Genomic DNA, 22,719 nt, shown 5'->3' on the forward strand with positions numbered 1-22,719 from the left:
GCGGCCTCAGGCGACCCCTCGGAGTGCTCGGCCGGCGAGGACGACGACTGCCCCGGCGGCGAGCAGGAGACAGAGCCCGGGGAGAAACGAGCCCGTGAGGTCGCGGGCGGAGCCGACGAGGACGGGCCCGAGAAAGCCCCCGATCTCGCCGACGGCGAAGATGAAGCCGACCGCGGTCCCGGTCAGCCGCGAGCCGATCCCTTCCAGGTCCGGCGGGATCGCCCGGACGAGCGGCGAGACCCCGCCGGTACTGGCACCGGTCACGACGATGCCGGCGACCGCCACCGCGCCCGCATCGCCGGCGATCACGCCCGCCATTCCGACGACGACCCCGAGCCCGCAGCCGACCAGGGCGAGCCCACGGGCGCCAAAGCGGTCCGCGAGTTCCGGGATCGCCAGGACTCCGGCGACGTAGGCCGCGACGAACAGGCTCGTCGCCCGGCCGGCGACGGCCGGTGAGATCCCCCGGGACTCGAGGATCGTCGGAAGCCATCCCTGTATCCCGTGGTTGAGCAGGAGGTACATCGTCCCGACGGCGACGACGAGCCGGAGCTCCCGGTGGGAGAGCACCAGGCGGAGGTCGGCGACGACGGACTCGAGGGCGAAGCTGCCGCCGTCGGTCCCGTCGTCGATCCCGGCCGAAAGCGCGAGGGCGAGCCAGCAGACGCCGTAGCAGACCGCGACGATCCCGCTCCAGAGAAAGAGCGGACGCCACCCCCCGAGAGCAGGTCCCAGGACTGGCCGGCCGACGGCGAAGACGAACGCCGATCCAGCGGAGGCCCCGACCAGATAGATCGCCGACGGACGGCCGGTCTCCTTGGGGGCGAACAGGATCGAGACGAGCTTCGGGAGACCGAAGGTGATCGTCGTCGCGCCGACCCCGATCAGCAAGGAGAACGCGAGCAGCGAGGCGAAACCGGGCGAGAGACTCCGGCCGATCTGGCCGAACCCGTAACAGATCGCGCCGACCGCGATGATCCGTCCCGGGCCCACGCGATCGACGGCAAGTCCCGAAAACAGCGCCAGCGGGACGTACGTGAGCGGGACGGCCCCGGCGAGGATCCCCGCCTCGGTGCTCGAGAGCCCGACGTCCTCGATGATCGTCGGGAGGTACGCCGGCAGCGAGAACCAGATGACGGAGAGACAGGCGTAACCGAGCGTCGCGGCGACAACCAGCCCGTACGCCCGGCGAGTCTCGTCCACGGCAGACCCGAACGGGGAGGGAACGAAAAGCGTATGGAATGGGCGACGAGCCGAGAGCATCGCGGCCGGACGAACCCGGATCGCGGGAGGTCCTCGCCGGAAGCACCACCCTCATGTCAGTCCACCGAGTCGCGTACACATCGCGTGATAACCTGGCAGTACCGGCACACGGTCCTCCTCTCGTGTCTGCTCGCGTTCTTCGTCACCTACTTCGGCCGGCTGGCGATCAGCCCCGTCGTCCCCCTTCTGACGGCGGAGTTCGCGATCACGAACACGCTGGTCGGGGTCGCCCTGACGGGGATGTGGCTCGCCTACGGGCTCGCGCAGTTCCCGAGCGGGATCCTCGCCGACCGCTACGGCGAGCGTCCGGTCATCCTCGTGGCCGTCGGCGGGACGACGGTGATGGCCCTTCTGCTCGCGCTCGCGCCGGTCTACCCCCTGTTCGTCGCCGCCGCGGTCGCGCTGGGCGGCGTCGCGGGCCTCCACTACGCGGTCGCGACGACCCTGCTCTCGCGGACGTTCGACGACCTCGGCACCGCGGTCGGGCTCCACTCCGTCGGCGGTCCGCTGGCGGGACTGGTCGCGCCGGTCGCCGCCGCCGGGATCGGTGTTCGATGGGGATGGCGGCCCGCGGTCGCCTCGACGGCGGTCGTCGGGGTCCCGATCTTCGTCCTGTTCGCCCTCCGGGTCCGTCCGACGGAACCCCGGAACCCCGGAAAGCCGCTCCGGGAGAGCCTCGAGTTGGCCCCGCTGCTCGATCTCCTCGCGCGGCCCTCCGTCGCCTTTCCCCTCGCCATCGCGGTCGCCGGAACGTACGTCGCCCAGGGGCTACTCTCCTTTCTCCCCGCCTTCCTCGTCGGCTTCCACGGCTACACGGCGACCGCGGCCGGGGTCGCGTTCTCGGCGTTTTTCGTCGTCAGGACGGGCGGCCAGATCGCCGTCGGGCGCGTCTCCGACACCTACGGCCGGGACGCCGCGATCGCCGGCTCGATGGCCGCCGGCGCGGTCGGCCTCCCGCTGCTCGTCGTGGCAGGCGGGCTCGCCACCGTGGCGGCCGGAATCATCCTCGCCGGGCTCAGCTCGAGTTTCTTCTCGGCGATCGACCCCCGCTTTATGGACGCGCTCGGAGACGAGGACCGCGGGACCGGGTTCGGGCTCGTCCGGACGGTCTACACCGTCCTCGGTGCCGCGGGATCGGCCGGCGTCGGCCTCACCGCCGACCTCCTGGGATGGGGCGTCGCCTTCGCGACGCTGGGGGTGCTCCTGCTCGGCTGTTTCCTCGCGCTTGCGGCCAACCGCGTCCTCGCGCTCGGCTACTGAGCCTCGCCGCCGGTGCGGAGATGGTGGAAGACGTAGGTCTGGACCCAGCCCGCCTCACTCCCCCCGAAGCGCTCGCGGATCGCCCGCGAGGTGTCGGCGTAGGACCCCCGGTCGCAGTCGGGGTAGCGCTCCTCGATCGCAGAGCGGATCCAGGTGTCGAGGGGGACGGCCTCGTCGAACCCCAGCGCGAACAGACAGACGCAATCGGCGACCTTCTCGCCGACGCCGACGAACCGGGTGAGGTACTTCCGGGCATCCTCGTAGGGGAGGTCGCGGGCCTCTTCGGGGTGGCCCTCGCCGGCGGCGACCATTTCGGCGGTCCGGACGACGTAGGGCGCGCGATACCCGAGGCCGAGTTCGCGGAGTTCGGCCTCGGTTGCCGCCGCGAGGGAGTCGGGATCGGGAAAGGAGTGGTAAGTCATCCCATCGAAGACAACCTCCTCGCCGTAGGCCCGCGCGAGCGAGGCGACCATCGCGTGGATCCGCGAGACGCGCATCTGGGCCGAACAGATAAAGGAGATCAGCGTCGGGAACGCGGGATCGTCGACGAGTCGGAGCCCCCGATGGCGCTCGAACGCCGTCTGCACGAGCGGGTCTGCGGGTGCGCGCCCGGCGATCGCCCCGAGGTCGGCGTCGAGTCGCAGGAGGCGCCGGACCAGCTTCCCCGCGTCGGTCGTGGACTCCCACTCGAGAACCCCTTCGCGCTGGCGGACCTGGACGACGTTGCCGTCGGCGACGGTCGCGTACCACGCGCCGGGAGACCGTTCGCCGCCGTACATCGCGCCGTCCTCTCGGGTCCAGAGGTAGGTCTGGCCGCTCTCGAGGGTACAGTAGAGGTCGAGGCCGCCGGGGAGGTCCTCGATCGGGACGGCACCGGAGACGGGGTCGCCTGCCATGGTCGTCGTGTCGGGAGCGGTCGCTTTTGCCTTTCGGAACCCGGCGGCTCCCTCCAGAGGCCCGCTACGGCCGCTCTCGGGGCAGGGAGAACCTTCATACTGCCGGCGACGGTACTCCGGGTATGGACTGCAGGGTCGTCGTCGAGGCTGCCGTGCCGGTGTTCGACGTGGAAACGGAGGACGAGGCGATCCGCATCGGAATCTCGAAGACCGGCGAGATGTTGAACCCCGACCTGAACTACGTCGAGATCGACATGGGCACCCGAACCTCCCCCTCGGGCGAGGAACTCCCCCCGGCGTTCATCGCGGCCGACGAGGCCCTCGTCGCGCTCGAACTCGAGATGACCGTCTTCAACGTCGAACGCGAGGAACACGCCTCCCGGATCGCCCGCAAGGAGATCGGCCAGCGCCTCGAGAACATTCCCCTCGAGGTCCTCGAGGTCGAAGTCCTGGAAGACGACGACGGCGAGGAGGAGGAGACGAACGACGACGAGATGGGGGACGACCGCTCGGACGACGGTTCCGAGGACGCGGGCGACGACGGTGACGACGACATCCTCCCCGAGTTCGAGGACCTGGTCGAGTGACTCCGGTCGTTTCGGTCGGAAATCCATCCTTGCTACGGCGAAACGATCGACTCGCTTCTTTCGTTCCGGTCGGACCTGGAGAAGTCGGGGTCCCGGTCGGCGTCGGACGGCCCGGATCGATGGGGTCCCCGCACGGGTTGCTGTGCCGGCGGATCGGCCCGATTCCCGAGCGGTCGCGGCTGCTTCGATCGTGGCTGTGCTCGAAGGTGTGGCAGCCCGTCACGAATCCGGGGCAACCGTCGTGAACGGTCGAGTCTCGCCAGTAGGACGTGTGTTCGGACTGCGACGACGTCTCCTCGTTAGTCCGCGGTCGCGGCGACCGGTCGGGACTCGGCTTCGTCCATCTCCTCGGTGATGCCCGCCGCGAGCGCGAAAACAGCCGCCTTGTGGTCGGTCTTCGACTTGTGGATCGACGTCGGTCGAATGCCAAGGGAGTCGTACTCCTCTAAGTCGATCCGACAGTCGTCCCATGCCGCACACTGGTTCGATACCTCCGCAAGAAGCCCGTGAAGGTGGATGAGTTCCTGTTTCTTCATAACCATCCTCGCCTATCCACCGCAGGGTTATATTATTATCTTGAGCCTCGTTACCATACTGAGTCCACCGGAACCCGTTCATGTAACTCCGAGGACCGTTCTCGGCGCGGGCCGGTAGGAGAACCAAACGGGGTGAACGGTCGCAGAAAGGCGCGATTACGAACGATCCTGAACGATTTATGGTCGTATTTTGTCGGTGAACGGGGAGCTTCCGGGAGGGGTCGAACGACCGGCCGGACGGGGTTAGCCGAGTTGTTTCAGCGTCTGCAGATCGCGGTCGGTCCGGGTGAACTCGGCGGTCAGCCGCGAGGCGTGACAGTTCGGGCAGTGGAACAGCTCGGAGGCGCCCGGAAGCTCGCTCGGGCCGAGCTGCCAGTCTTTCGCACATTCCGGACAGAGGAGTTGTACGCTCGTTTCGTCCATGCTGCGTGTGTACAGACCACTAACCCAAAACGTTTCGCATCGCGGCGGGAGCGTCGCCACTCGCGGAGTCGCGTACGGCGTCGGCGAGAATTAAGGGCGGAGAACGATGGGTGCCGTCGTCGCGGTCGTCGGGTCGGTCATCTCAGGCCGCCGGGGCAGTCTCGGAGGCCTCGAGGAGCTCCTTGTAGCGGTTGCGGATGGTGACCTCGGAGATGCTCGCGACGCCCGAAACCTCGTTCTGGGTGACCTTCTCGTTGGTCAGCAGGGCGGCGGCGTAGACGGCCGCGGCCGCGAGGCCGACGGGCGATTTACCCGAGTGGACGCCCTCGTCGCGGGCGCTGTCCAGCAGGTCCCGGGCCATTCGCTCGGTCTCGTCGGAGAGATCGAGGTCGCTGACGAACCGCGGGAGGTAGCTCTCGGGGTCGGCGGGCTTGACCTCGAGGCCGAGTTCCCGGACGATGTAGCGGTAGGTCCGGGTGAGCTCCATCTTGTCCACGCGGCTCACCGAGGCGAGTTCGTCGAGGCTCCGGGGGGTGCCGGCCTGGCGGGCGGCGGCGTACAGGCTGGCGGTCGCGACGCCCTCGATCGAACGCCCGGGCAGGAGGTCGTCCTCCAACGCTCGGCGGTAGATGACGCTCGAGGTCTCCCGGACGTTCTCGGGGAGGCCGAGCGCGCTCGCCATCCGGTCGATCTCTCCGAGGGCCTGCTTGAGGTTTCGCTCCTTGGAGTCACGCGTGCGGAAGCGCTCGTTCCAGGTGCGCAGGCGCTGCATCTTCTGGCGCTGGCGGCTCGACAGGGACTTGCCGTAGGCGTCCTTGTCCTGCCAGCCGATGTTCGTCGACAGCCCCTGGTCGTGCATCATGTTCGTGGTGGGGGCGCCGACGCGGGACTTCTCGTCTTTCTCGCTGGCGTCGAACGCGCGCCACTCGGGGCCGCGGTCGATCTCGTCTTCCTCGACGACGAGCCCGCAGTCCGTACAGACGGTCTCTGCGTGTTCGTCGTCGGAGACGAGCCGGCCGCCACACTCCGGACAGTGCTCTTGCTCGCCGGCCTGTTCCTCTTCGGTCTCCTCGGTCCGGGCGTTCGTTCGCTCCGTTTCTTCGGTATAGCTCCGGGTAATGGTGTCAGTCATTGTTGGTCTGTTACTCGGGGCTCCCGGGTGGGTGAAACCAGAAGAACCCCGGACGCCCCAGCTAACATAGCGTAAGTCCGAAAGCCGTATAAATCTTTCGCCTCCATAATAAACGACTTACCATGTAGTTTATGAAGGTTTCGGCCGGCCCGGCGGTCGCCCGCCCGGAGTCGGCGCCTCGACCGTACATATCGCTTCCGGTCGTCAGACCGTAAAGAGGTGGCCCTCCTCGGGCACGTCGAAGAGCCCGATCCGCGCACCCGCGTCGAGCCAGGCGTGGCCATACGAAAAGGCCGCGAGGGCGTTGACGGGGTCACCCTCGGCCCGGAAGTGCCGTCCGTCCTCAAGGTAGGCCTCGGCCATCTCGTAACACTCCGTGGCGGCCTCGGCCATCGGCGTCCCGTCGGGGGGAGCGATCGCCGCCGCCTCGAGGGCCGCCTCGAGCAGTTCCCCGTAGCGGTCGGTCTTCTCCGAGAGGTCGGCCGGCATGGGTGGGGGTTCGCCCGTCGCCTAAACGCTCTGTCGGTTTCGGACAGGCGTAAGTAGCTGACCGTCCTGGGAGCCAGACGTTAGATGCGGGAGATTACGCTACTGGTGTCGGGAGAGGACGTCGAGGCGGTCACCGGCGTGTTGAACGACGAGAACATCGACTACGTGGCCGCAAGCGAGGAGGAAAACGGCTCCGACGCGATGGTCATCGAGTTTCCAATCCCGACAGAGGCGGTCGATCACGTCCTTTCGCGGGTCAGGGAAACGGGGTTCGACGACGGCGACTACAGCGTCGTTTCGACGATCGAGACCGCACAGACGACGAACATCGACGAGCTCGAGAAGCGGTTCGTCAGCGGATCCGAAACTGATGACTCCGTCGCCCACGAGGAGATCAGGTCGAAGGCCATCGGCATGACCCCCGGCGCCGGGACCTACTACGCGATGACGCTGCTCTCGGCGTTCGTCGCCACTGCCGGACTGCTGCTCGACTCGCCGGCGATCGTCGTCGGCTCGATGGTGATCGCCCCGCAGGTCAGTGCCGCGATGACGGGCACCGTCGGCACCGTGATCAACGACCGGGAGATGGTCGTCGACGGGCTCTCCTCGCTGCTCGGCGGGCTGGTCGTCGCCGTCTGTGGCTCGCTCGCGTTCGCCGTGCTCGTCCGCCACGGCGGCTTTTTCCCCTCGACGATCGACGTCTCGGCGATCCAGCAGGTGAACTCCCGGATCTCTCCGGGACTGCTCTCGACGGTCGTCGGCGTCTCGGCGGGTGCGGCCGGAGCCTTCGGCCTGGCGACGGCGCTTCCCGTCTCGCTGGTCGGCGTCATGATCGCCGCGGCCCTGATCCCCGCCGCGGCTGCCGTCGGCATCGGCGTCGCGTGGGGCGAGCCCCTCATCGCCCTGGGGGCGCTGGTCTTGCTCCTGACCAACGTCGTCGCGATCGTCCTCGCGGGCCTGGTCGTCTTCTGGCACCTGGGCTACCGTCCCGACGGCTGGAACGCCGGCCACCTTCGGGCGAACCTCAGGCGCGACCGGATCGGAACGATGCTGACAGCGGTCCTCGTCCTCTCGGTCGTCCTCCTCGCCGGCGGCGCCGTCCTCGGTCAACACGTCGCCTTCGAGAACGAGGTCCACGACGAGGTCCGGACCGTCCTCGCCGACGAGCGCTACGAGGACCTCGAGGTGGTCGGCGTCCGCGTGGAGTTCGAGGACCGGGGGCTCCTGAGCGAGACGAACGAGATCGCGGTCTCGGTCAGCCGTCCGGCCGACCGGGCCTATCCCGATCTGGCCGAGGCGATCGACGAGCGGGTGAGCGAGCGCTCCGGACGGGACGTCGCCGTCACCGTCGAGTACGTCGAACAGACCACCACCGAGAGCGGGGATCGGTAAGCGAGCCGACCCCGTCGTGTCTACCGGACAACGGTGGCGCGAGCGCAACGCGTATACGGCGCGTTTCCCTACACATGACCATGAGCGACCAGCCCCGGGTCGAGATCTACACCAAGGAGGAGTGTCCCTACTGTGAGAAGGCAAAGGACCTCTTCGACGCGAAGGGCATCGAGTACGAGGAGTACAACGTCACGGGCGACGAGGAGCGCTTCGAGGAGATGGTCGAACGCGCCGACGGCCGCAAGACCGCCCCCGAAGTGTTCGTCGACGACGAGCTGATCGGCGGCTGGGACGAGACGAGCGCGATAGAGGAGACCGGCGAACTCGACGAGAGACTCGGGATCGAAACGGAGGACGACGGAGAGGCCGAGCACCGAACGCTGCTCGTCGCGGGAACGGGGATCGCGGGACTGACGGCGGCGATCTACGCGGCCCGCTCGAACAACGAGCCGCTGGTAATCGAGGGCGACGAGCCGGGCGGACAGCTCACCCTCACCACCGACGTCGCGAACTACCCCGGCTTCCCCGAGGGGATCGGCGGCCCCGAACTGGTCAACAACATGAAAGAGCAGGCGACCCAGTTCGGCGCCGAGCTCAGAAACGGGATCATCGACGACGTGGACGCCTCGAGCCGGCCGTTCCGCGTCGAACTCACCAACGGTGACGTCTACACCGCCGACGCCGTGATCGCGGCCTCGGGGGCGAGTGCGCGCACCCTCGGGGTCCCCGGCGAGGAGGAGCTGATGGGCTACGGGCTCTCGACCTGTGCGACCTGTGACGGCGCCTTCTTCCGGGACGAGGACATGCTCGTCGTCGGCGGCGGCGACGCCGCGATGGAGGAGGCCTCCTTCCTCACGAAGTTCGCCGACACGGTCTACCTCGTCCACCGCCGCGAGGAGTTCCGCGCCGAGGACTACTGGATCGATCGCGTCCAAGAGCAGGTCGAGGCCGGCGACATCGAGATCATGCGAAACACCGAGCTGACCGAGATCCACGGCTCCCAGGAGGAGGGCGTCGATCACGTCACGCTGGTCACGAACGACGCCGGCCATCCCACGGACCGCCTGGACGACCCCGAGACCGAGGAGTTCGCGTTCGACGTCGGCGCCGTCTTCTTCGCGATCGGCCACACCCCGAACACGGAGTATCTCGAGGGGACCGGCGTCGAGACCGACGAGGAGGGGTATCTCGAGACGCGTGGCGGCGAGGGCGGCGGCCAGACCGAGACCCACGTCCCCGGCATCTTCGGCGCCGGCGACGTCGTCGACTACCACTACCAGCAGGCCGTCACCGCCGCAGGGATGGGCTCGAAGGCCGCCATCGACGCCGACGAGTATCTCGAGGACTTGGAGCGAGCCGAGGAGAGCGCCGAGAGCGAAGCCATTGCGGCCGACGACTAGACGGCTGGTTTCGGCGCTGCAGGCGGATTCGACGGGCCGTCGCGAGACGTGAGCTACAAGGGCTTCCTGATCGAACGGCCGGCATGGACCTCCAGGACCTCGCCGACCGGCTCGACGACGAACTCGGGACCGCCGACTACGCCGACGTCGACGCGAGCGCGAACGGGCTCCAGGTGGGCCCCGGCGAACGGGAGGTCAAGCACGTCGCCTTCGCCGTCGACGGCGTCGGAGAGACGTTCGAGGCGGCGAGCGAGGCCGGCGCCGACGCCCTCGTCGTCCACCACGGGCTCTCCTGGGGCGGGTTCGAACGCGTGACTGGCCGGACCTACGACCGGATCGCGGCGCTCGTCGAGGCCGACCTCGCGCTGTACGCCTCCCATCTCCCGCTCGACGGCCACCAGGAACTCGGCAACGCCGCCGGCGTCGCGCGTACGCTCGGCCTCGAGGAGCGCGAACCGTTCGGCGAGCTCGGGAGCCAGTATATCGGCCAACGGGGTACGCTCCCGGAGCCGCGATCGCTCAAGGAGATCGTGAGTCGGTTGAACGACGAACTCGATACCGGCGGCGAGCCGGTTCGGAGCCTCGAGTTCGGCCCCGAGGAACTCCAGCGGGTCGCCGTCGTCACCGGCAGCGGCGTTGACTGGCTGGACGAGGCCGAGGCCGGGGGCGCCGACGTGTTGATCACGGGCGAGGGCAAAGGGAAGGTCTACCACGAGGCCCGGGAGTCGGGGGTCTCGGTCGTGCTCGCGGGCCACTACGCGACCGAAACCTTCGGCGTGCGCTCGCTCGCGGACCTCGTCTCGGACTGGGGACTCGAGACGACGTACGTCGACGCTCCGACGGGGCTGTGAGCGCAAGTCGAGCCAGTCACCGGGCGGATCAATTCGAGTGCCGTATCCGTACCCGAAGGTAGGAATTCGTTACCGGGACGGGGGTCGCTGCTCCGACAGGTCAGGGACGATCTCGGTTCGGGATGGCGAACGGACACCCCTGAGATGGCAGTCGCTAGCGGCTGATACTCCTGAACTAACAATAGTCAGGGGCCGAGGACCGTCCTCCATCCCTCGGACGACCGCGAGGGAGCCACCATGACGGACCGAAAACGACTCACTCGACGGGACAGCCTCAAAGGAATCGCCGCGGCCGGCACGGTGATCGGCGGCGCGACGCTCGGGCTCTCGACCGCGATGGCCCACGAGGAGGGCGACGAGAAGGAAAGCGACGAGCACGGAAACGAGACGGACGAGGACGGCAACGACGACGGCAAGGGAGGAAAAACGGACGACGGGAAAGACCGCGACGGCAAAGACGGCCGGAAGAAGGACGGAAAACGCGGCAAGAAAGACGCCGGGAAGGGCGAGAACGAAAAGGAGTACGACGAGAGCGACGGCAGAGACGACAACGGCAAGCACGACGACAAAAAGGGCCGGAAAAAGAGCGACGGGAAGAAGGACGACCACGGAAAGGACGACGAAAAAGACGGCAAGCACGACGAGAAAGACGACCACGAGAAGGACGGGAAGAAAGACGACCACGAGAAGAAAGACGACGGCAAGCACGACGGAAAAGACGGCACGTACGACGACGACGACGACGAGAAGGACGATCACGGAAAGGACCCCGCCAAGCGGATCGACCTGGCCCCGGTGTGCTACGAGTCCGGCGCGAAGAAAGGCAACGAGAAGTACGGCACATTCCGCGTCGAGAACCACGGCAAGCAGGACGTGAAGGTCGGCTGGAAACGCCACTGCGACGGGAAGCGAGACTACATGGCGGTCGCCGCGGGCAAAAAGGAGTGCTTCCGGGTCGGCCTCGGGAACTCGGGAACGGCGACGGTGTCGCTTTACTACGACGGGAAGAAGATCGCCACCGCGGACGCGGAGACGGATATCGGCTGCGACTGCAAGGACTGATCCCGACTGATCCGGCGGCTCGTCGGTTCGGGCGACCAGTCCCTCGCCGGGACCGATCGCGGCGTTGAAGCCCCCGGCGGTTTCATCCTTCGACATGACCCACGACGGGACGGGAGACCGGGAAACGTTCTCCCACGATCCGGTCGGCCACGCCGAGGCTCGAGCGGGGATGACGGTCGGCGACCTCGCCGACGAGTACGGGGCTGCGGGCCTCGGCGCGACCGACCTCCACGAGGCCGTCTCCATTACGGAGGCGATGTTCGACGACGACGTGAGCGTCTTCTTCGGGCTCGCGGGGGCGATGGCCCCTTCGGGAATGCGCCGGATCGTCTCGGATCTGATTCGTGACGGGTACGTCGACGTCCTCGTGACGACGGGCGCGACGCTGACCCACGACTCGATCGAGGCCATCGGCGGCAAACACCACCACGGCGAGGTCTGTAGCGAGGGCAAGACCGAGCGCGAACACGACGAGGCCCTGCGTGAGGAGGGCGTCGATCGGATCTACAACGTCTACCTCCCACAGGAACACTTCGCCGAGTTCGAGAGCCATCTCCGCAGCGAGGTGTTCCCCGAAGCCGAGGGGACGGTCTCGATCGAGGAGTTGACCCGCGAACTCGGGCGAGCGAACGCCGTGGTCAACGACCGCGAGGACGTCGCGGAGGACCCCGGTATCGCCGCCGCAGCGTACGAAAACGAGGTCCCGATCTACTGTCCGGCGATCCAGGACTCGGTGCTCGGCCTCCAGGCGTGGATCTACTCCCAGACCAACGACCTCACGCTCGACGCCCTGGGGGACATGACCTCGCTGACCGACCGGGCGTTCGAGGCCGAGGAGGCCGGCGCGTTCGTCGTCGGCGGCGGCGTCCCGAAGAACTTCACGCTCCAGACGATGCTCGTCACGCCCGGCGCCTACGACTACGGCGTCCAGCTCACGATGGACCCACCCCGGACCGGCGGGCTCTCGGGCGCCACGCTCGACGAGGCCCGGTCGTGGGGGAAGTTCGAGAAAACGGCCGAGAACGTCTCGGTGTACGCCGACGCGACGATCACGCTCCCGCTGGTCGTCGCCGCGGCCCGCGAGCGCGTCGAGTCCTAATAGGTGCTGTAGGTCGCCGACCCCACCTCGACCCGGACGAACTCGTTGTCGCCGTAGGAATCGGCGCTCGCGCCGTACTTCTCGTTGATCCGGGCGATCGCGGCCTCCGCTTGCTCCCTCTCTTCGACGACCCGCGCAGTGCCACGCAGGGAGACCATCCAGCGGGCGTCGCCGTCCTCGTCGTGCTGGACCGAGAGCGCGATCCGGGGGTTCGCCCGGACGTTCTCGAGCTTTCGGCCCCCGATCGAGAGGTCAATAGTTCCGTCCTCGTATCGGTACCACACCGGGGCCACGTGCGGGCGATCCTCCACCGAGGTCGCGAGGTGGGCCATCAGCGGTCGGCTCTCGAGCAATCGCTCGGCCTCCGGGGGGACGCTCATGGGCGACGTACGGTGAGGACGGCCAAAGCGGTTTGGCCCGGTGGTCAGTACCCCGACCGAAGCCGGGCGGCGTCGAGAGCCAGATAGTGGACGGCGGCGCCGGTGAGGCCGCTGTCGGCGATCCGCCGGCCGGAAGTCTCGACTAAGACTTCGGGACAGTAGCCGGTCGGATACCGGCTGGCGAGCCGGCGGCTGTAGGCCGTGTCCTCGTTGCCGACGTTGGGGAACCCGCCCGACGCCTCGTAGACCTCCCGGCGGACGAGGAGGTTGAATCCGGGGAGGATCGGCCGCGAGAGCCGGGGAAAGACGTGGTTGATGGTCGCTTCCATCAGCTTCGCTCGCCAGGGACCCGTGATCCGACACCGCGAGGAGGCGGCCGCGAGCCCCTCCCGGTGGGCGAAGCCGAGCAGTTCGGTCAGGTAGTTCGCGCGGAGTTCGGTGTCGGCGTCGACGAACGCGAGCCACTCGCCGTCGGTCTCCGTGGCCCCCTGGTGGCGGGCCGCACCGATCCCCGTTCCCTCCTGGGCCACCAGTCGGGCGCCGGACTCGCGGGCGATTTCGGGGGTTCCGTCCGTGGAGCCGCCGTCGACGACGAGAGTCTCGTAGACGTAGTCAGTATCGAGGTCCCGGATGCTTCCGAGAGTTTCCCGAACGTAGTCGGCCTCGTCGATCGCCGGGACGACGAAGCTCACGTCGGGTGGGTCCGTCCGCGCCATCCCTCCCGATTCCGACCTCGAGGGTCTTAACCGTCCGTGCTTTCGGCCCGCAGGCGGGTTACAGCCACTCCGGATGCGAGGATGTCTCCTCCTCGACGCCTCGCCAGGAAACGGCGGGTTCCCACCCCAGCAGCTCCTCGGCTTTCGCGTTCGAGAAGGCCGACTCGTCGCCCGAGAGCCCGTGGTCGGCCGGGAGGTCGTGACCCGTCGCCTCGATGAGCTCCGCCGTCGGGTGGCCGAGGTGGTTCTCGTCGGCGGTACAGCAAAAGATCTCGTGGCCCGGCAGGTCGGCCGCGAGCGCGGCCTCGGCCATCCGGGCGACGTCCCGGACGTCGACGTACGACCAGAAGTTCCCGCTGAGTTCGGCCGAGGAGAGGTCAAAGCCCTCGCGCTGTGGGCGGGCGCGGTACTCGCCGGGGGTGTAGATCGAGGTCGGACGCAGCGTCGTGACGGACACTCCATAGCGGCGGGCGACCATCGCCGCGATCTCCTCGCCGGCCGCGTTCGAGGTTCCGTACGGGTCTTCGGGTCGGAGCTCCGTCCCCTCGTCGATCGGCAGGTCGTCGGGCACCCAGGGCTCGGCGGCGAACAGGGGTCCGTACACCGCCTGCGAGGAGGTCCAGACGACCTCCGCGTCGGCCCGCCCGGCGGCAACGAGCGTGTTGTACGTGCTCATGACGTTGTTCTCGTAGACCCGCGTCCCCGGATCGTCGAGCGGGCCCGAGATCGCCGCACAGTGGATTACCGCGTCGGGGTCGATCTCGTGGATCGTCTCCCAGGTCGGTCCCTGCTCGGTGAGGTCTACGCTCCGAAAGTGGGCGTTCGAGCGGGTCCCCTCCGGCAGATTCAGGTCGAGCCCGACGACCTCCACGCCGTCGTCGGCGAGCCGATCGGTCACCCACGAGCCGACGCTCCCCGCCGCGCCCGTGACGACCGCGGTCTCGATAGCGTGATCGAACTCGCTCTCGCCGTCGTCGGCCTGCGTGTTCGCCATACGCGGGGGCTCGCGCCGGACCCACTAAAACCGTCCCGATGTGGGTCGTCCCCGCTCGAGCGGGTCGCAAGGGTCTTTGGCCCGACGACGGTAGATCGGGGTGGCCGATGACGAATCATCCGCTCCGAGCCGGACTCGGCATCCGGTCGTGACGAGCCCTATGAGTGCCGAGGCCAGCTTTCAGGCACCAACTCGAGATCAGGGGCGATCGAGAAAGAGAGTGAGGTGGCTGACGATGGTCCGACTCTCCAGTCCGCCCGCGAGTGCACCCGAGAGGACCCCGATAGTGCTGATGAACGCGCCGGTCCGGACGAGGTCGGCGAGCCCGACCGAGGGATCCTCCAGGCTCGGCCAGTTTCCCATCAGGTTCGGCGGGAAGACGACCAGTTCGATGACGAGGATGATCGTCCAGACGAGCGTGAACAGGCCGGCCATCGCCAGCACGAGGACGAGAAAGACCGTGACGTTGACCAGGGCGGTGTGTTCGGTGACGATCCGGTGGCGCTTCCGAGGGAACTGGAGGTTCTGGGCGAACAGGAGATAGAGCGCCGCGACGAGGACGCTCGTGGCGGCGAACAGCGCTGCGGTCGGGTTCCCCATGTGGAAGCCGACGTCCCAGGACTCGGCGCTGAAGACGATGACGAGCGTCGGGGTCACCGCGGCCGTCGAGAGCTTCGGCAGCGAGAGGGGAAGCAGGGGTGCCCGGCTGTCGAGGAGGGCCCGACCGACCATGCGGGAGTTCCGGACGGCGCTTCCCGCGTGGAAGGTGAGACGGGCAAGCGGTCCCCGCGGGCGGGTTTCGGACGCGGGGATCTCGCCGGCGAGCCGGTGGAGGGAGGCCTCGACGTCGGCGTCGAAGGGGGGAACCTCTCGCCGGTCCGGGTCGAACCGGAACCGGTCCATGACGCCGCCGCCCTCGCGGTGGCGGGCCCCGAGGACGTGTCCGACGAGGTGGACCACGAGCGTCGCCGCGTTCCAGCGGACGGGCGCCCCATCGAGGGCGTAGCGCGGTCGGCCCCGCCGCGCACGCCGGAGGAGCCGGGTCGAGACGACCGCGACCCGCGAGAGCGGCGACGCCAGCCCGGGGACGACCCGCTCGCGCCGCGAGATCAGCGGGACGTCCGTTACGACCACCACCGCGTCGTAGGGGCCCTCGACCATCCGGTGGGTCGCACGGTCGAGGAACTCCGAGGGCCGGCGCCGGTCGTGGTCGGCGAGGCGCGTCGAGTCCTCGAGGTAGAACCGCCAGGTGACGTCCGTCGCCGACGCCAGTTCCTCGACGGCGTCTCCCGCTGCCCGCCTCGCGAACGACCGGAGGGCGTCGGGGTCGGTGTCGGGAGCGTGGGCGACGACCACGCCGACGTCCACTCGCAGGTCGATCGCCCCCTCGCACTCGGCGGCCACCAGTTCGGGGTCCTCCGGGCGCTCGCCACCGGACGGGCGTTCCGGGCGAGCCGGGGGGTTCGAATCGTCCGGACGCTCCGGGCGGGAATCGGCCATCACCGACGACGTTCCTCCCGGACCCACTTAAGGTCCGCCGGGGGAGACACGCGCGGGTCGCCGACGACACGGGCCCCATCGCCGGAACGACAACACGTATCACCGACGGGATTGACCGGTCGGCCATGGAGTACACCACCCTCGGGAACACGGGCCTCTCGGTGAGCGAACTCTGTCTGGGCTGTATGAGTTTCGGAAGCAGGGAGTCGTGGATGTTGGACGAGGAGGAGAGCCACGAGATCATCGATCGGGCGATCGACCTCGGGGTCAATTTCTTCGACACGGCGAACATGTATTCGGGCGGAGAAAGCGAGGAGATCCTGGGTTCTGCCCTCGAGGGCTACGATCGCGAGGAGTTCGTCGTCGCAACCAAGGTCCGGTTTCCCTCCGACACCGACCACCCGAACTCGGCGGGGCTCTCCCGCAAGACGATCGGGACGGAACTCGAGAAGTCCCTCGGGAGGTTGGGGATGGACACGGTCGACCTCTACCAGATCCACCGCGCCGATCCGGAAACGCCGATCGAGGAGACCCTCCGGGCGCTCGACGACGCGGTCCGCCGGGGCCAGGTCCGGTATCTGGGGGCCTCCTCGATGTGGGCCCACGAGTTCGCCGAGGCGCTGTACGCGAGCGACCGGCTGGACAAAGAGCGGTTCGTCTCGATGCAGAACCACTACAACCTCGCCTACCGCGAGGAGGAACGCGAGATGCTGCCCCTCTGTGATCGCGAGGGCGTCGGCGTCGTCCCGTGGGGACCGCTCGCCCAGGGCTTTCTGGCCCGGCCCCACGAGGACCACCGGGCGACGACCCGCTCGGATCCCGACAACAAACACGATCCGGGCGACGTCTACCACGAGGGCGGCGGCCACGAGATCAACGAGCGCGTCGAGGAACTCGCCGACGAGAAGGGCGTCTCGATGGCCCAGATCGCGCTGGCCTGGCAGTACGGCAGTGAACTGGTCACCGCGCCGATCGTCGGCGTCACCTCGATCGATCACCTGGAGCAGGCCGTCGAGGCGATGGAGATCGGTCTCACCGAGAGCGACCGGGAATATCTCGAGGAACCGTACGAGCCGCTGCCGGTGTTCGGGATCTAACCTCTAGTCGCCGCCGACCCCCTCGAAGTATCGCGCTCGGCGTTCGTCGGTCGCGGGCGTCGTCACGAGCGAGACGCCGACGGTGAGTGCGAGCCCGATCGCCATCCCGACGACGCCGGGGGTCCACCCGGCGTACGTCGCCGGGAAGATCGCAGTAAAGAGGCTCGCGAGGTAGAACGTCTGGCTGGCGGCGATCCCGGCAGTGATCCCCGCGCGGGTCGTCCCCCGCCAGTAGAGTGCGACCATGAGGGGAAGTGCGAGCTGGGCGAAGCCACTGAAGGCGGCGTCGCCGATCTCGAAGAGAGTGGCAGGATTGTAGAGGCTCGCGACGAAGGCGGCGGTCGCGAAGAGAACGACGCCGACGCGGGCGATCAGGTCCTCCCGGCGGTCGGATATCGAGCCGTCGATAAACGGCCGGTAGAGGTCTCGGGTAAAATAGGAGGATCCCGAGAGCAACATCGAGTCCGACGAGGACATCATCGCGGCCATCGCGCCCGCGATCACGAGCGCGGCGAGCCAGGTCGGGGTGTATTCAGCGAGGATCACCGGCAGGACGTTATCGCCCGCAGGCACGGAGAGCTCGAGCCCGGCGGCCCACGAGCCGAGCATGAACGCGGGGACGAAAAGCAGGACACAGAGGATCGGCCACAGCGCCAGCGACCGTTTGAGGACTTTTCGGGAGCCCGCAGCGAAGAATCGCTGGTTGACCTGGGGAAAGAGCGCGACGCCGAAGCCGATCGTGATCGCCGTCGAGAGCATCCACTGGGGGGTGTAGAAGTCGCCGCCCAGCGAGAGGAAGCCGGCGGTTTCGGCAGAGTCGGCGAGGGTCGCGGTCGCAGCGGAGGGGCCGCCGATGGCGACGAGCACCCAGAGGAGCGCGACCCAGGTCATGACGAGCATGAACGCCCCCTGGAGGGTGTCGGTCCAGGCGATCCCGCGCATCCCCGCGAGGACGACGTAGACGATCATGAACAGGGTGATGAGCCCGGCGCCGACCGAGTAGGGTATCGCCCCCTCGGTCAGCGCCTCCAGGGCCGTGCCGGCACCGACCTGCTGGAGCATCACGTACGGAAAGAGCCAGAGGAGGCTGACGCCGGCGACGAGTCCCCGCAGGTACCGAGAGCCAAACCGGTCGCCGAGCATCTCGCCGACGGTGACGTAGCCGTACTGGCGGCCCAGGAGCCACTGTTTGTAGCCGATGACGTACCAGAGGATCGCGAAGACGATGCCGTCCATCAACCCCATGACGAGGATCCACTCGGGACCGTTCGCGTAGGCGATGTTCGGCCCCGCAAAGAACGTGAACGCCGAGAGCAGCGTCGCGAACGTCGTAAAGAGGAGGACGACGGTCCCCAGGGTGCGACTCGCGAGGTAGAAGTCCTCGGCGGTCCGGTCGGTCAGGCGGTAGGCGTAGACCCCGACGAGCAAGGCGAGGATCAGATAGCCGACGATGATCCCGACCTGGAGGGCGACGCTCATCGGGACTCGACACCCCGCTCCGTGTGGTCGGAGTCGCCGTCCGTCCCGTCGCCGGTTTCGATTCCGATTCCCCAGGCACGGTCGGCGAACAGCCGGAAGACCACCGAGGCGAGGAGCATCCAGCCGACGTGCCACCAGAGCCAGACCGGCAGGCCGGCGGCGGTCGTCTCGACTCCCCAGAGGAACCAGGGGATCGCGAGGGAGACGAGGACGACCGCCACGGCGATCCAGCCCGCCAGTTCGAGGCTACCGTGGTTCATGACCGGGCTTGCCGTGGGCGGGTGGTAACGCTTTCCATCCCGGCAGCCGTCCAGTGAGGACGGTGAAACGCCCGTTTTCCAAGGTGAAACGGCGATTTCAGGTAGCAGAAGGGATTATACGTGTCGCTTCGAATGACCGACCTGAGATGGCCCGGCTGTTCCCCCTGCGCTCGGAGACGCCGGAGACCGACGACCGACCCCGCGTCGTCGACCTCGAGGGCGAGGACGCCGACGCCGTCTTCGGGGCGCTGTCCTCGACGACGGCCCGGCGGATCTACGGCCACCTGGCCGCAGAGCCCGCGACGCCGAGCGACGTCGCCGAGGCGGTAGACACCTCGATCCAGAACGTCCGCTACCACATAGAGAGCCTGGAGGAGGCGGGGCTGATCGAGGTCGTCGATACTTGGTACTCCTCGCGGGGCAACGAGATGAGCGTCTACGCGGCCAGCGACGGCCCGCTCGTGGTCGCGGCCGACCGCTCGCGGGCGGACCGGCTCCGGGAGGCCCTGTCGCGGTATCTCGGCGGGCTCGCGGTGCTCGCGGGCGCGAGCCTGTTCGTCCAGTACGGCCTCGAGCGACTCGCCTCGGCGATGGGGTTGTTGGACTCGTCGGGTTTTGGCGGCGACGACGCCGGTCCGGAGGACGCCTCGACGGACGGAGACGACGCTGGCGAGGACGGCGGTACCGAAGGGGACGACGCGCGCGAGACCGAGGCGGCCGACGAGGAGGACGCCCTCGAGGAGGAGGGTGCTGGGATAGAGGACGTGGGAGGGGCGAACGAATCGAGCGGCAACGACACTGGCGGCGTTGACACCGGCGGCGGCGCGAACGAGACCGGCGGCGTGGACGACGGTGCCGACGCGAACGCGACCGGTACGAACGAAACGGGCACTGGCGGGGCCGACACCCCGACGCCGACCGAGACGTCCACCCCGACGGAGACGCCAACACCGACCGAAACCGAACCGGTCGGCACCGGGACGCCCGCCGACGGGGTGCCGGAGGCGGCCGACGCCGTCCTCGGTGCGGTCCCGCCCGGCGTCCTCTTTTTCCTCGGCGGGTTGTGCGTGCTCACTCTGGTGACCGTCTGGTGGTACCGCAGGCCCTACTGAGACCGACCGGGAGGTCAACAGGTATTTGCACGTAACGTCCGTACGAGTATCCAATAGATCGCCGGCGCGGGCCCGCGCCGGTCCCCCGAGAGGGGTGGTTCCATGGAAGACACGTCGAAATACCTCATTCACGCGGACGTCACGGCCGACGGGGTCGTCGAGCGAAGCGACGTCGTCGGCGCCATCTTCGGGCAGACCGAGGGGCTGCTCGGCGACGAACTCGACCTCCGGGACCTGCGCCACTCCCAGAAGGTCGGCCGGATCGATGCCGAGATCGAGAGCACGGAGGGCCGTTCGAGGGGGAAAGTCACGATCGCGACCAGCCTCGACAAGGTCGAGACCGCGACGCTGGCGGCCTCCCTCGAGACCATAGACCGGGTCGGCCCCTGTCGGGCCGAACTCACGGTCCGCGAGATCGAGGACGTCCGCGCGGCGAAACGAAAGCAGGTGGTAGACCGGGCGACCGAACTCCTCCGGACGGGGTTCGACGACACCGTGATGAGCTCCGAGGAGATCTTAGCGGAGGTCCGACAACACGTCAGGGTCGACGACGTCACCGAGTACGAGGGGTTGCCCGCGGGCCCGCGGGTCGAGGAGGGCGACGCGATCATCGTCGTCGAGGGGCGGGCGGACGTCCTCACGCTTCTGAAGTACGGCATCAAGAACGCGGTCGCCGTCGAGGGGACGAACGTCCCCGAGGCCGTCGCGGCGCTGTCCGAGGAGCGGACGACGACGGCCTTCCTCGACGGCGACCGCGGCGGCGACCTCATTCTGGAGGAACTGACCCAGGTCGGTGACGTCGATTACGTCGCCTTCGCGCCCGAGGAGCGCTCGGTCGAGGAACTGGGCCACCACGAGGTGTTCACCGCGCTTCGCAACAAGACCCCCTACGACGCCGTCGCCGAGGAAAGCGCCCCCAGGGAGGTCGCGGCGACCGACGGGAGCGCGACCCCGGCACCGGCACCCGATCCGGCGCCGACCCCCGAGTCCACCGGAGAACCGGAGCGGCCGCCGGAACCGGACGGCGCGAACGTGGGATCGGGAAAGGGTACGGCCACACCCGGCGAGGAAGGAACCGACACGGACGGCGACGGGGACGACTCCGGGGGCGGCCCCGCCAGGACCGTCTACGACCACGCCACTGAGATCGTTCGCGAGGGAACCGGCCGGGTCCGGTACGTCGACGACGCCGGGACGGTCATCGCGGAGACCGACGCCGGCGAGGCCTACGACCGTCTCGAGGGACTCGAGACGGTCCCCGAGACGGTCGTCGTCGACGGCGTCGTCGATCAGAAGCTGGCGGACCTGGCGGCCGACCGGGGAGTCGCCCGGATCGTCGGCCGGTCGCTGGGGGAGTTCACGAAACGCCCTACGGCCGTTCGGCTCCACTCGATCGCCGACGTCGCCCCGGAGAATCCTTAAAACACGAACACCGCGAGGGCCCCGACGAGAGCGCCCGAGAGCGTCGCGAGGAAGTTGACGCCCTGGTTGCCGACGGCTCCGCCCTCGATCGTCGCGCCCAGCAGGCTGTCGACGGTCATCCCGACGACGCCGGCGACGACGACGACCGCCGCGCCGGCGCCCCCGACGGTCGGGAAGAGCGCGTAGACGATGCCGGCGACGGCCGCCGCGCCGGCGATCCCGGCGAGTTCGCCCTGCCAGGTGACGGCGCCGTCGGTGCCCGGATCGACGGGCTTCAGGGTCGTGATCAGCCGGGGCGTATCGAAGACGCCGCCGACCTCGCTCGATAAGGTGTCGCTCAGTGCGGTCGCCAGCGAGCCGGCAAAGGCAAAGAGGAACGGGTCGGGCGGGACGGGAAGGAGGTCGGCAGAGCCGGCGGCGTAGCCGAGGACGGCCGCAAGCGCGACCGCGGAGTTCGCGAGGACGTTCGAGCTTCCCCGGGCGCCGTCGTTTTCCTGTGCGATGCCCCGGCTTCGCTTCTCCTCGTAGCGGAACTTCGTCGAGACGCTGCCGATCCCGAAGAACGCCATGAGGACGGCGAACCAGCTGTATCCCCCGAGGACGATCGTCAGAAGCGCGAGCAACGTTCCGGTGAGCATGCCGGCGACCGATGCCGCGCCCAGGGCGACGGCGGCGTAGCCGACGGCGGCGGTAACCGCGAGCGCACCCGCGATCTCGACGGTGCCGACGACGGGCTCGAAGCCGGCGAGCAGCCAGGCGAGCAGGCCGACGGCGAGCATGACGATCGGGTCGTCGTAGGGGGTGAGCACGTCCCGGAGGAGCGCCCCGAGCAGGCCGGCGCTCGTGGCGACGAAGACGACCAGCGGGAGCGCGGGCTCGACCGGGGCGGCGAGGAGCCACCGCGCGAGGGTCTGGCCGGCGACGGCCGCCGTTGCCCCCCCGAGACAGAAGGCGACGGCAGGGGCCACGTCGCGGTCGGTCCGGTCGCCGGCGGCGACCGCCGCGAGGTTGCCGTAGCCGACGAGGACGACGGCGGCGACGAAGACGGGGATCGGGAGCCCGAAGGCGGCCGCGAGCAGGCCGAGGGCGGCCGCCGCGAGGACGAACGTCGCGAGCCCGTAGAGGCGCTCGTCCTCGTAGTCGCCAGGATAGGCAAAGAGATCGAACAGCGGGCCGTCGCGGACGGCGATGACCCCGGCGAGAACGACCGCGGCGATCGGGGCCGCGGGCGCCGGGCCGACGAGCGGGACGGCAAGCGAGAGCGTCGAGAGCGCGGCGAACGCTCCCGCCCGCCGAACGGTCGATGTCACGGTGTCGCTTCTTTCCGTGGGGGTTACTTAACTTCCCCTTTCCGTGAGTTTCGACCCGA

The 22,719-nt window shown here is 68.6% G+C and carries 23 protein-coding genes; 10 read left to right on the top strand and 13 right to left on the bottom strand.

Features of this window, described 5'->3' with window-relative positions:
- Positions 1-6 precede the first annotated feature (6 nt).
- On the bottom strand, positions 7-1,203 hold the full coding sequence (locus tag DVH23_RS00645) for a CynX/NimT family MFS transporter (RefSeq protein ID WP_232833679.1): 1,197 nt from the start codon (positions 1,201-1,203) through the stop codon (positions 7-9).
- A 147-nt stretch (positions 1,204-1,350) separates the two neighbouring features.
- Here DVH23_RS00645 and DVH23_RS00650 point away from each other — a divergent pair, with 147 nt between their 5' ends.
- Positions 1,351-2,523, top strand: a complete 1,173-nt coding sequence (locus DVH23_RS00650; RefSeq protein ID WP_114575878.1) for an MFS transporter — start codon at positions 1,351-1,353, stop codon at positions 2,521-2,523.
- Here DVH23_RS00650 and DVH23_RS00655 read toward each other — a convergent pair.
- The gene (locus tag DVH23_RS00655; protein ID WP_114575506.1) at positions 2,517-3,419 is read right to left on the bottom strand and encodes a DNA-3-methyladenine glycosylase; all 903 of its coding nucleotides are present in this window, start codon (positions 3,417-3,419) and stop codon (positions 2,517-2,519) included. The genes DVH23_RS00650 and DVH23_RS00655 overlap by 7 nt on opposite strands.
- A gap of 122 nt (positions 3,420-3,541) precedes the next feature.
- Here DVH23_RS00655 and DVH23_RS00660 point away from each other — a divergent pair, with 122 nt between their 5' ends.
- Positions 3,542-4,006, top strand: coding sequence for a DUF555 domain-containing protein (locus DVH23_RS00660; protein WP_114575507.1), 465 nt, complete (start codon positions 3,542-3,544; stop codon positions 4,004-4,006).
- Between the two features lie 299 nt (positions 4,007-4,305).
- Here the strand turns inward: DVH23_RS00660 and DVH23_RS00665 are convergent, their stop codons facing one another.
- The 4 genes from DVH23_RS00665 to DVH23_RS00680 all read right to left on the bottom strand — a co-directional run bounded on the left by DVH23_RS00665 (position 4,306) and on the right by DVH23_RS00680 (position 6,586).
- The gene (locus DVH23_RS00665) at positions 4,306-4,542 is read right to left on the bottom strand and encodes a UPF0058 family protein (RefSeq protein ID WP_114575508.1); all 237 of its coding nucleotides are present in this window, start codon (positions 4,540-4,542) and stop codon (positions 4,306-4,308) included.
- A 243-nt stretch (positions 4,543-4,785) separates the two neighbouring features.
- The gene (locus DVH23_RS00670) at positions 4,786-4,965 is read right to left on the bottom strand and encodes a hypothetical protein (protein ID WP_114575509.1); all 180 of its coding nucleotides are present in this window, start codon (positions 4,963-4,965) and stop codon (positions 4,786-4,788) included.
- Between the two features lie 142 nt (positions 4,966-5,107).
- The gene (locus DVH23_RS00675) at positions 5,108-6,097 is read right to left on the bottom strand and encodes a transcription initiation factor IIB family protein (RefSeq protein ID WP_114575510.1); all 990 of its coding nucleotides are present in this window, start codon (positions 6,095-6,097) and stop codon (positions 5,108-5,110) included.
- Positions 6,098-6,301: 204 nt separating this feature from the next.
- Positions 6,302-6,586 carry a DUF357 domain-containing protein gene (locus DVH23_RS00680; protein ID WP_114575511.1) on the bottom strand — a complete coding sequence of 95 codons (285 nt, stop codon included), beginning with the start codon at positions 6,584-6,586 and terminating at the stop codon, positions 6,302-6,304.
- A gap of 84 nt (positions 6,587-6,670) precedes the next feature.
- Here DVH23_RS00680 and DVH23_RS00685 point away from each other — a divergent pair, with 84 nt between their 5' ends.
- The 5 genes from DVH23_RS00685 (at position 6,671) to DVH23_RS00705 (ending at position 12,390) form a co-directional block, all read left to right on the top strand.
- Entirely contained in the window at positions 6,671-7,978 is a 1,308-nt protein-coding gene (locus DVH23_RS00685; protein ID WP_114575512.1) for a TIGR00341 family protein, read from the top strand.
- 80 nt (positions 7,979-8,058) lie between these two features.
- Entirely contained in the window at positions 8,059-9,378 is a 1,320-nt protein-coding gene (locus tag DVH23_RS00690) for an FAD-dependent oxidoreductase (protein WP_114575879.1), read from the top strand.
- A gap of 83 nt (positions 9,379-9,461) precedes the next feature.
- Entirely contained in the window at positions 9,462-10,229 is a 768-nt protein-coding gene (locus DVH23_RS00695) for a Nif3-like dinuclear metal center hexameric protein (RefSeq protein ID WP_114575513.1), read from the top strand.
- Positions 10,230-10,466: 237 nt separating this feature from the next.
- Entirely contained in the window at positions 10,467-11,291 is an 825-nt protein-coding gene (locus DVH23_RS00700) for a hypothetical protein (protein WP_114575514.1), read from the top strand.
- Between the two features lie 94 nt (positions 11,292-11,385).
- Entirely contained in the window at positions 11,386-12,390 is a 1,005-nt protein-coding gene (locus DVH23_RS00705; RefSeq protein WP_114575515.1) for a deoxyhypusine synthase, read from the top strand.
- Here the strand turns inward: DVH23_RS00705 and DVH23_RS00710 are convergent.
- The 4 genes from DVH23_RS00710 to DVH23_RS00725 all read right to left on the bottom strand — a co-directional run bounded on the left by DVH23_RS00710 (position 12,387) and on the right by DVH23_RS00725 (position 15,980).
- A complete protein-coding gene (locus DVH23_RS00710; protein ID WP_114575516.1) occupies positions 12,387-12,770 on the bottom strand; it encodes a pyridoxamine 5'-phosphate oxidase family protein in 384 nt (127 codons plus the stop codon). The genes DVH23_RS00705 and DVH23_RS00710 overlap by 4 nt on opposite strands.
- Positions 12,771-12,814: 44 nt before the next feature.
- Positions 12,815-13,486, bottom strand: a complete 672-nt coding sequence (locus tag DVH23_RS00715) for a glycosyltransferase family 2 protein (protein WP_114575517.1) — start codon at positions 13,484-13,486, stop codon at positions 12,815-12,817.
- Positions 13,487-13,544: 58 nt separating this feature from the next.
- Positions 13,545-14,480, bottom strand: a complete 936-nt coding sequence (locus DVH23_RS00720) for an NAD(P)-dependent oxidoreductase (RefSeq protein WP_114575518.1) — start codon at positions 14,478-14,480, stop codon at positions 13,545-13,547.
- Positions 14,481-14,678: 198 nt separating this feature from the next.
- A complete protein-coding gene (locus DVH23_RS00725) occupies positions 14,679-15,980 on the bottom strand; it encodes a hypothetical protein (RefSeq protein WP_198667803.1) in 1,302 nt (433 codons plus the stop codon).
- A gap of 125 nt (positions 15,981-16,105) precedes the next feature.
- Between DVH23_RS00725 and DVH23_RS00730 the strand changes: the two genes are divergently transcribed.
- Positions 16,106-17,077, top strand: coding sequence for an aldo/keto reductase (locus DVH23_RS00730; RefSeq protein ID WP_114575519.1), 972 nt, complete (start codon positions 16,106-16,108; stop codon positions 17,075-17,077).
- A gap of 3 nt (positions 17,078-17,080) precedes the next feature.
- Here DVH23_RS00730 and DVH23_RS00735 read toward each other — a convergent pair whose 3' ends face one another.
- A complete protein-coding gene (locus DVH23_RS00735; RefSeq protein WP_114575520.1) occupies positions 17,081-18,556 on the bottom strand; it encodes a sodium:solute symporter in 1,476 nt (491 codons plus the stop codon).
- Positions 18,553-18,816, bottom strand: a complete 264-nt coding sequence (locus DVH23_RS00740) for a DUF3311 domain-containing protein (protein WP_114575521.1) — start codon at positions 18,814-18,816, stop codon at positions 18,553-18,555. The genes DVH23_RS00735 and DVH23_RS00740 overlap by 4 nt, the downstream gene beginning before the upstream one ends.
- 146 nt (positions 18,817-18,962) lie before the next feature.
- Here DVH23_RS00740 and DVH23_RS00745 point away from each other — a divergent pair, with 146 nt between their 5' ends.
- Both DVH23_RS00745 and dnaG read left to right on the top strand, forming a co-directional pair.
- Positions 18,963-19,928 (top strand): helix-turn-helix domain-containing protein, encoded by a 966-nt coding sequence (locus DVH23_RS00745; RefSeq protein ID WP_114575522.1) that lies wholly within the window; start codon positions 18,963-18,965, stop codon positions 19,926-19,928.
- A gap of 102 nt (positions 19,929-20,030) precedes the next feature.
- Positions 20,031-21,350, top strand: a complete 1,320-nt coding sequence (gene dnaG / locus DVH23_RS00750) for a DNA primase DnaG (protein ID WP_114575523.1) — start codon at positions 20,031-20,033, stop codon at positions 21,348-21,350.
- Here the strand turns inward: dnaG and DVH23_RS00755 are convergent.
- Complete coding sequence (locus DVH23_RS00755; protein WP_114575524.1) at positions 21,347-22,660, bottom strand: DUF92 domain-containing protein; 1,314 nt, start codon at positions 22,658-22,660, stop codon at positions 21,347-21,349. The two genes, dnaG and DVH23_RS00755, sit on opposite strands and share 4 nt — an antisense overlap.
- Positions 22,661-22,719 lie beyond the last annotated feature (59 nt).

This window comes from Saliphagus sp. LR7, assembly GCF_003344565.1.
GTDB classification, from domain to species: domain Archaea; phylum Halobacteriota; class Halobacteria; order Halobacteriales; family Natrialbaceae; genus Saliphagus; species Saliphagus infecundisoli.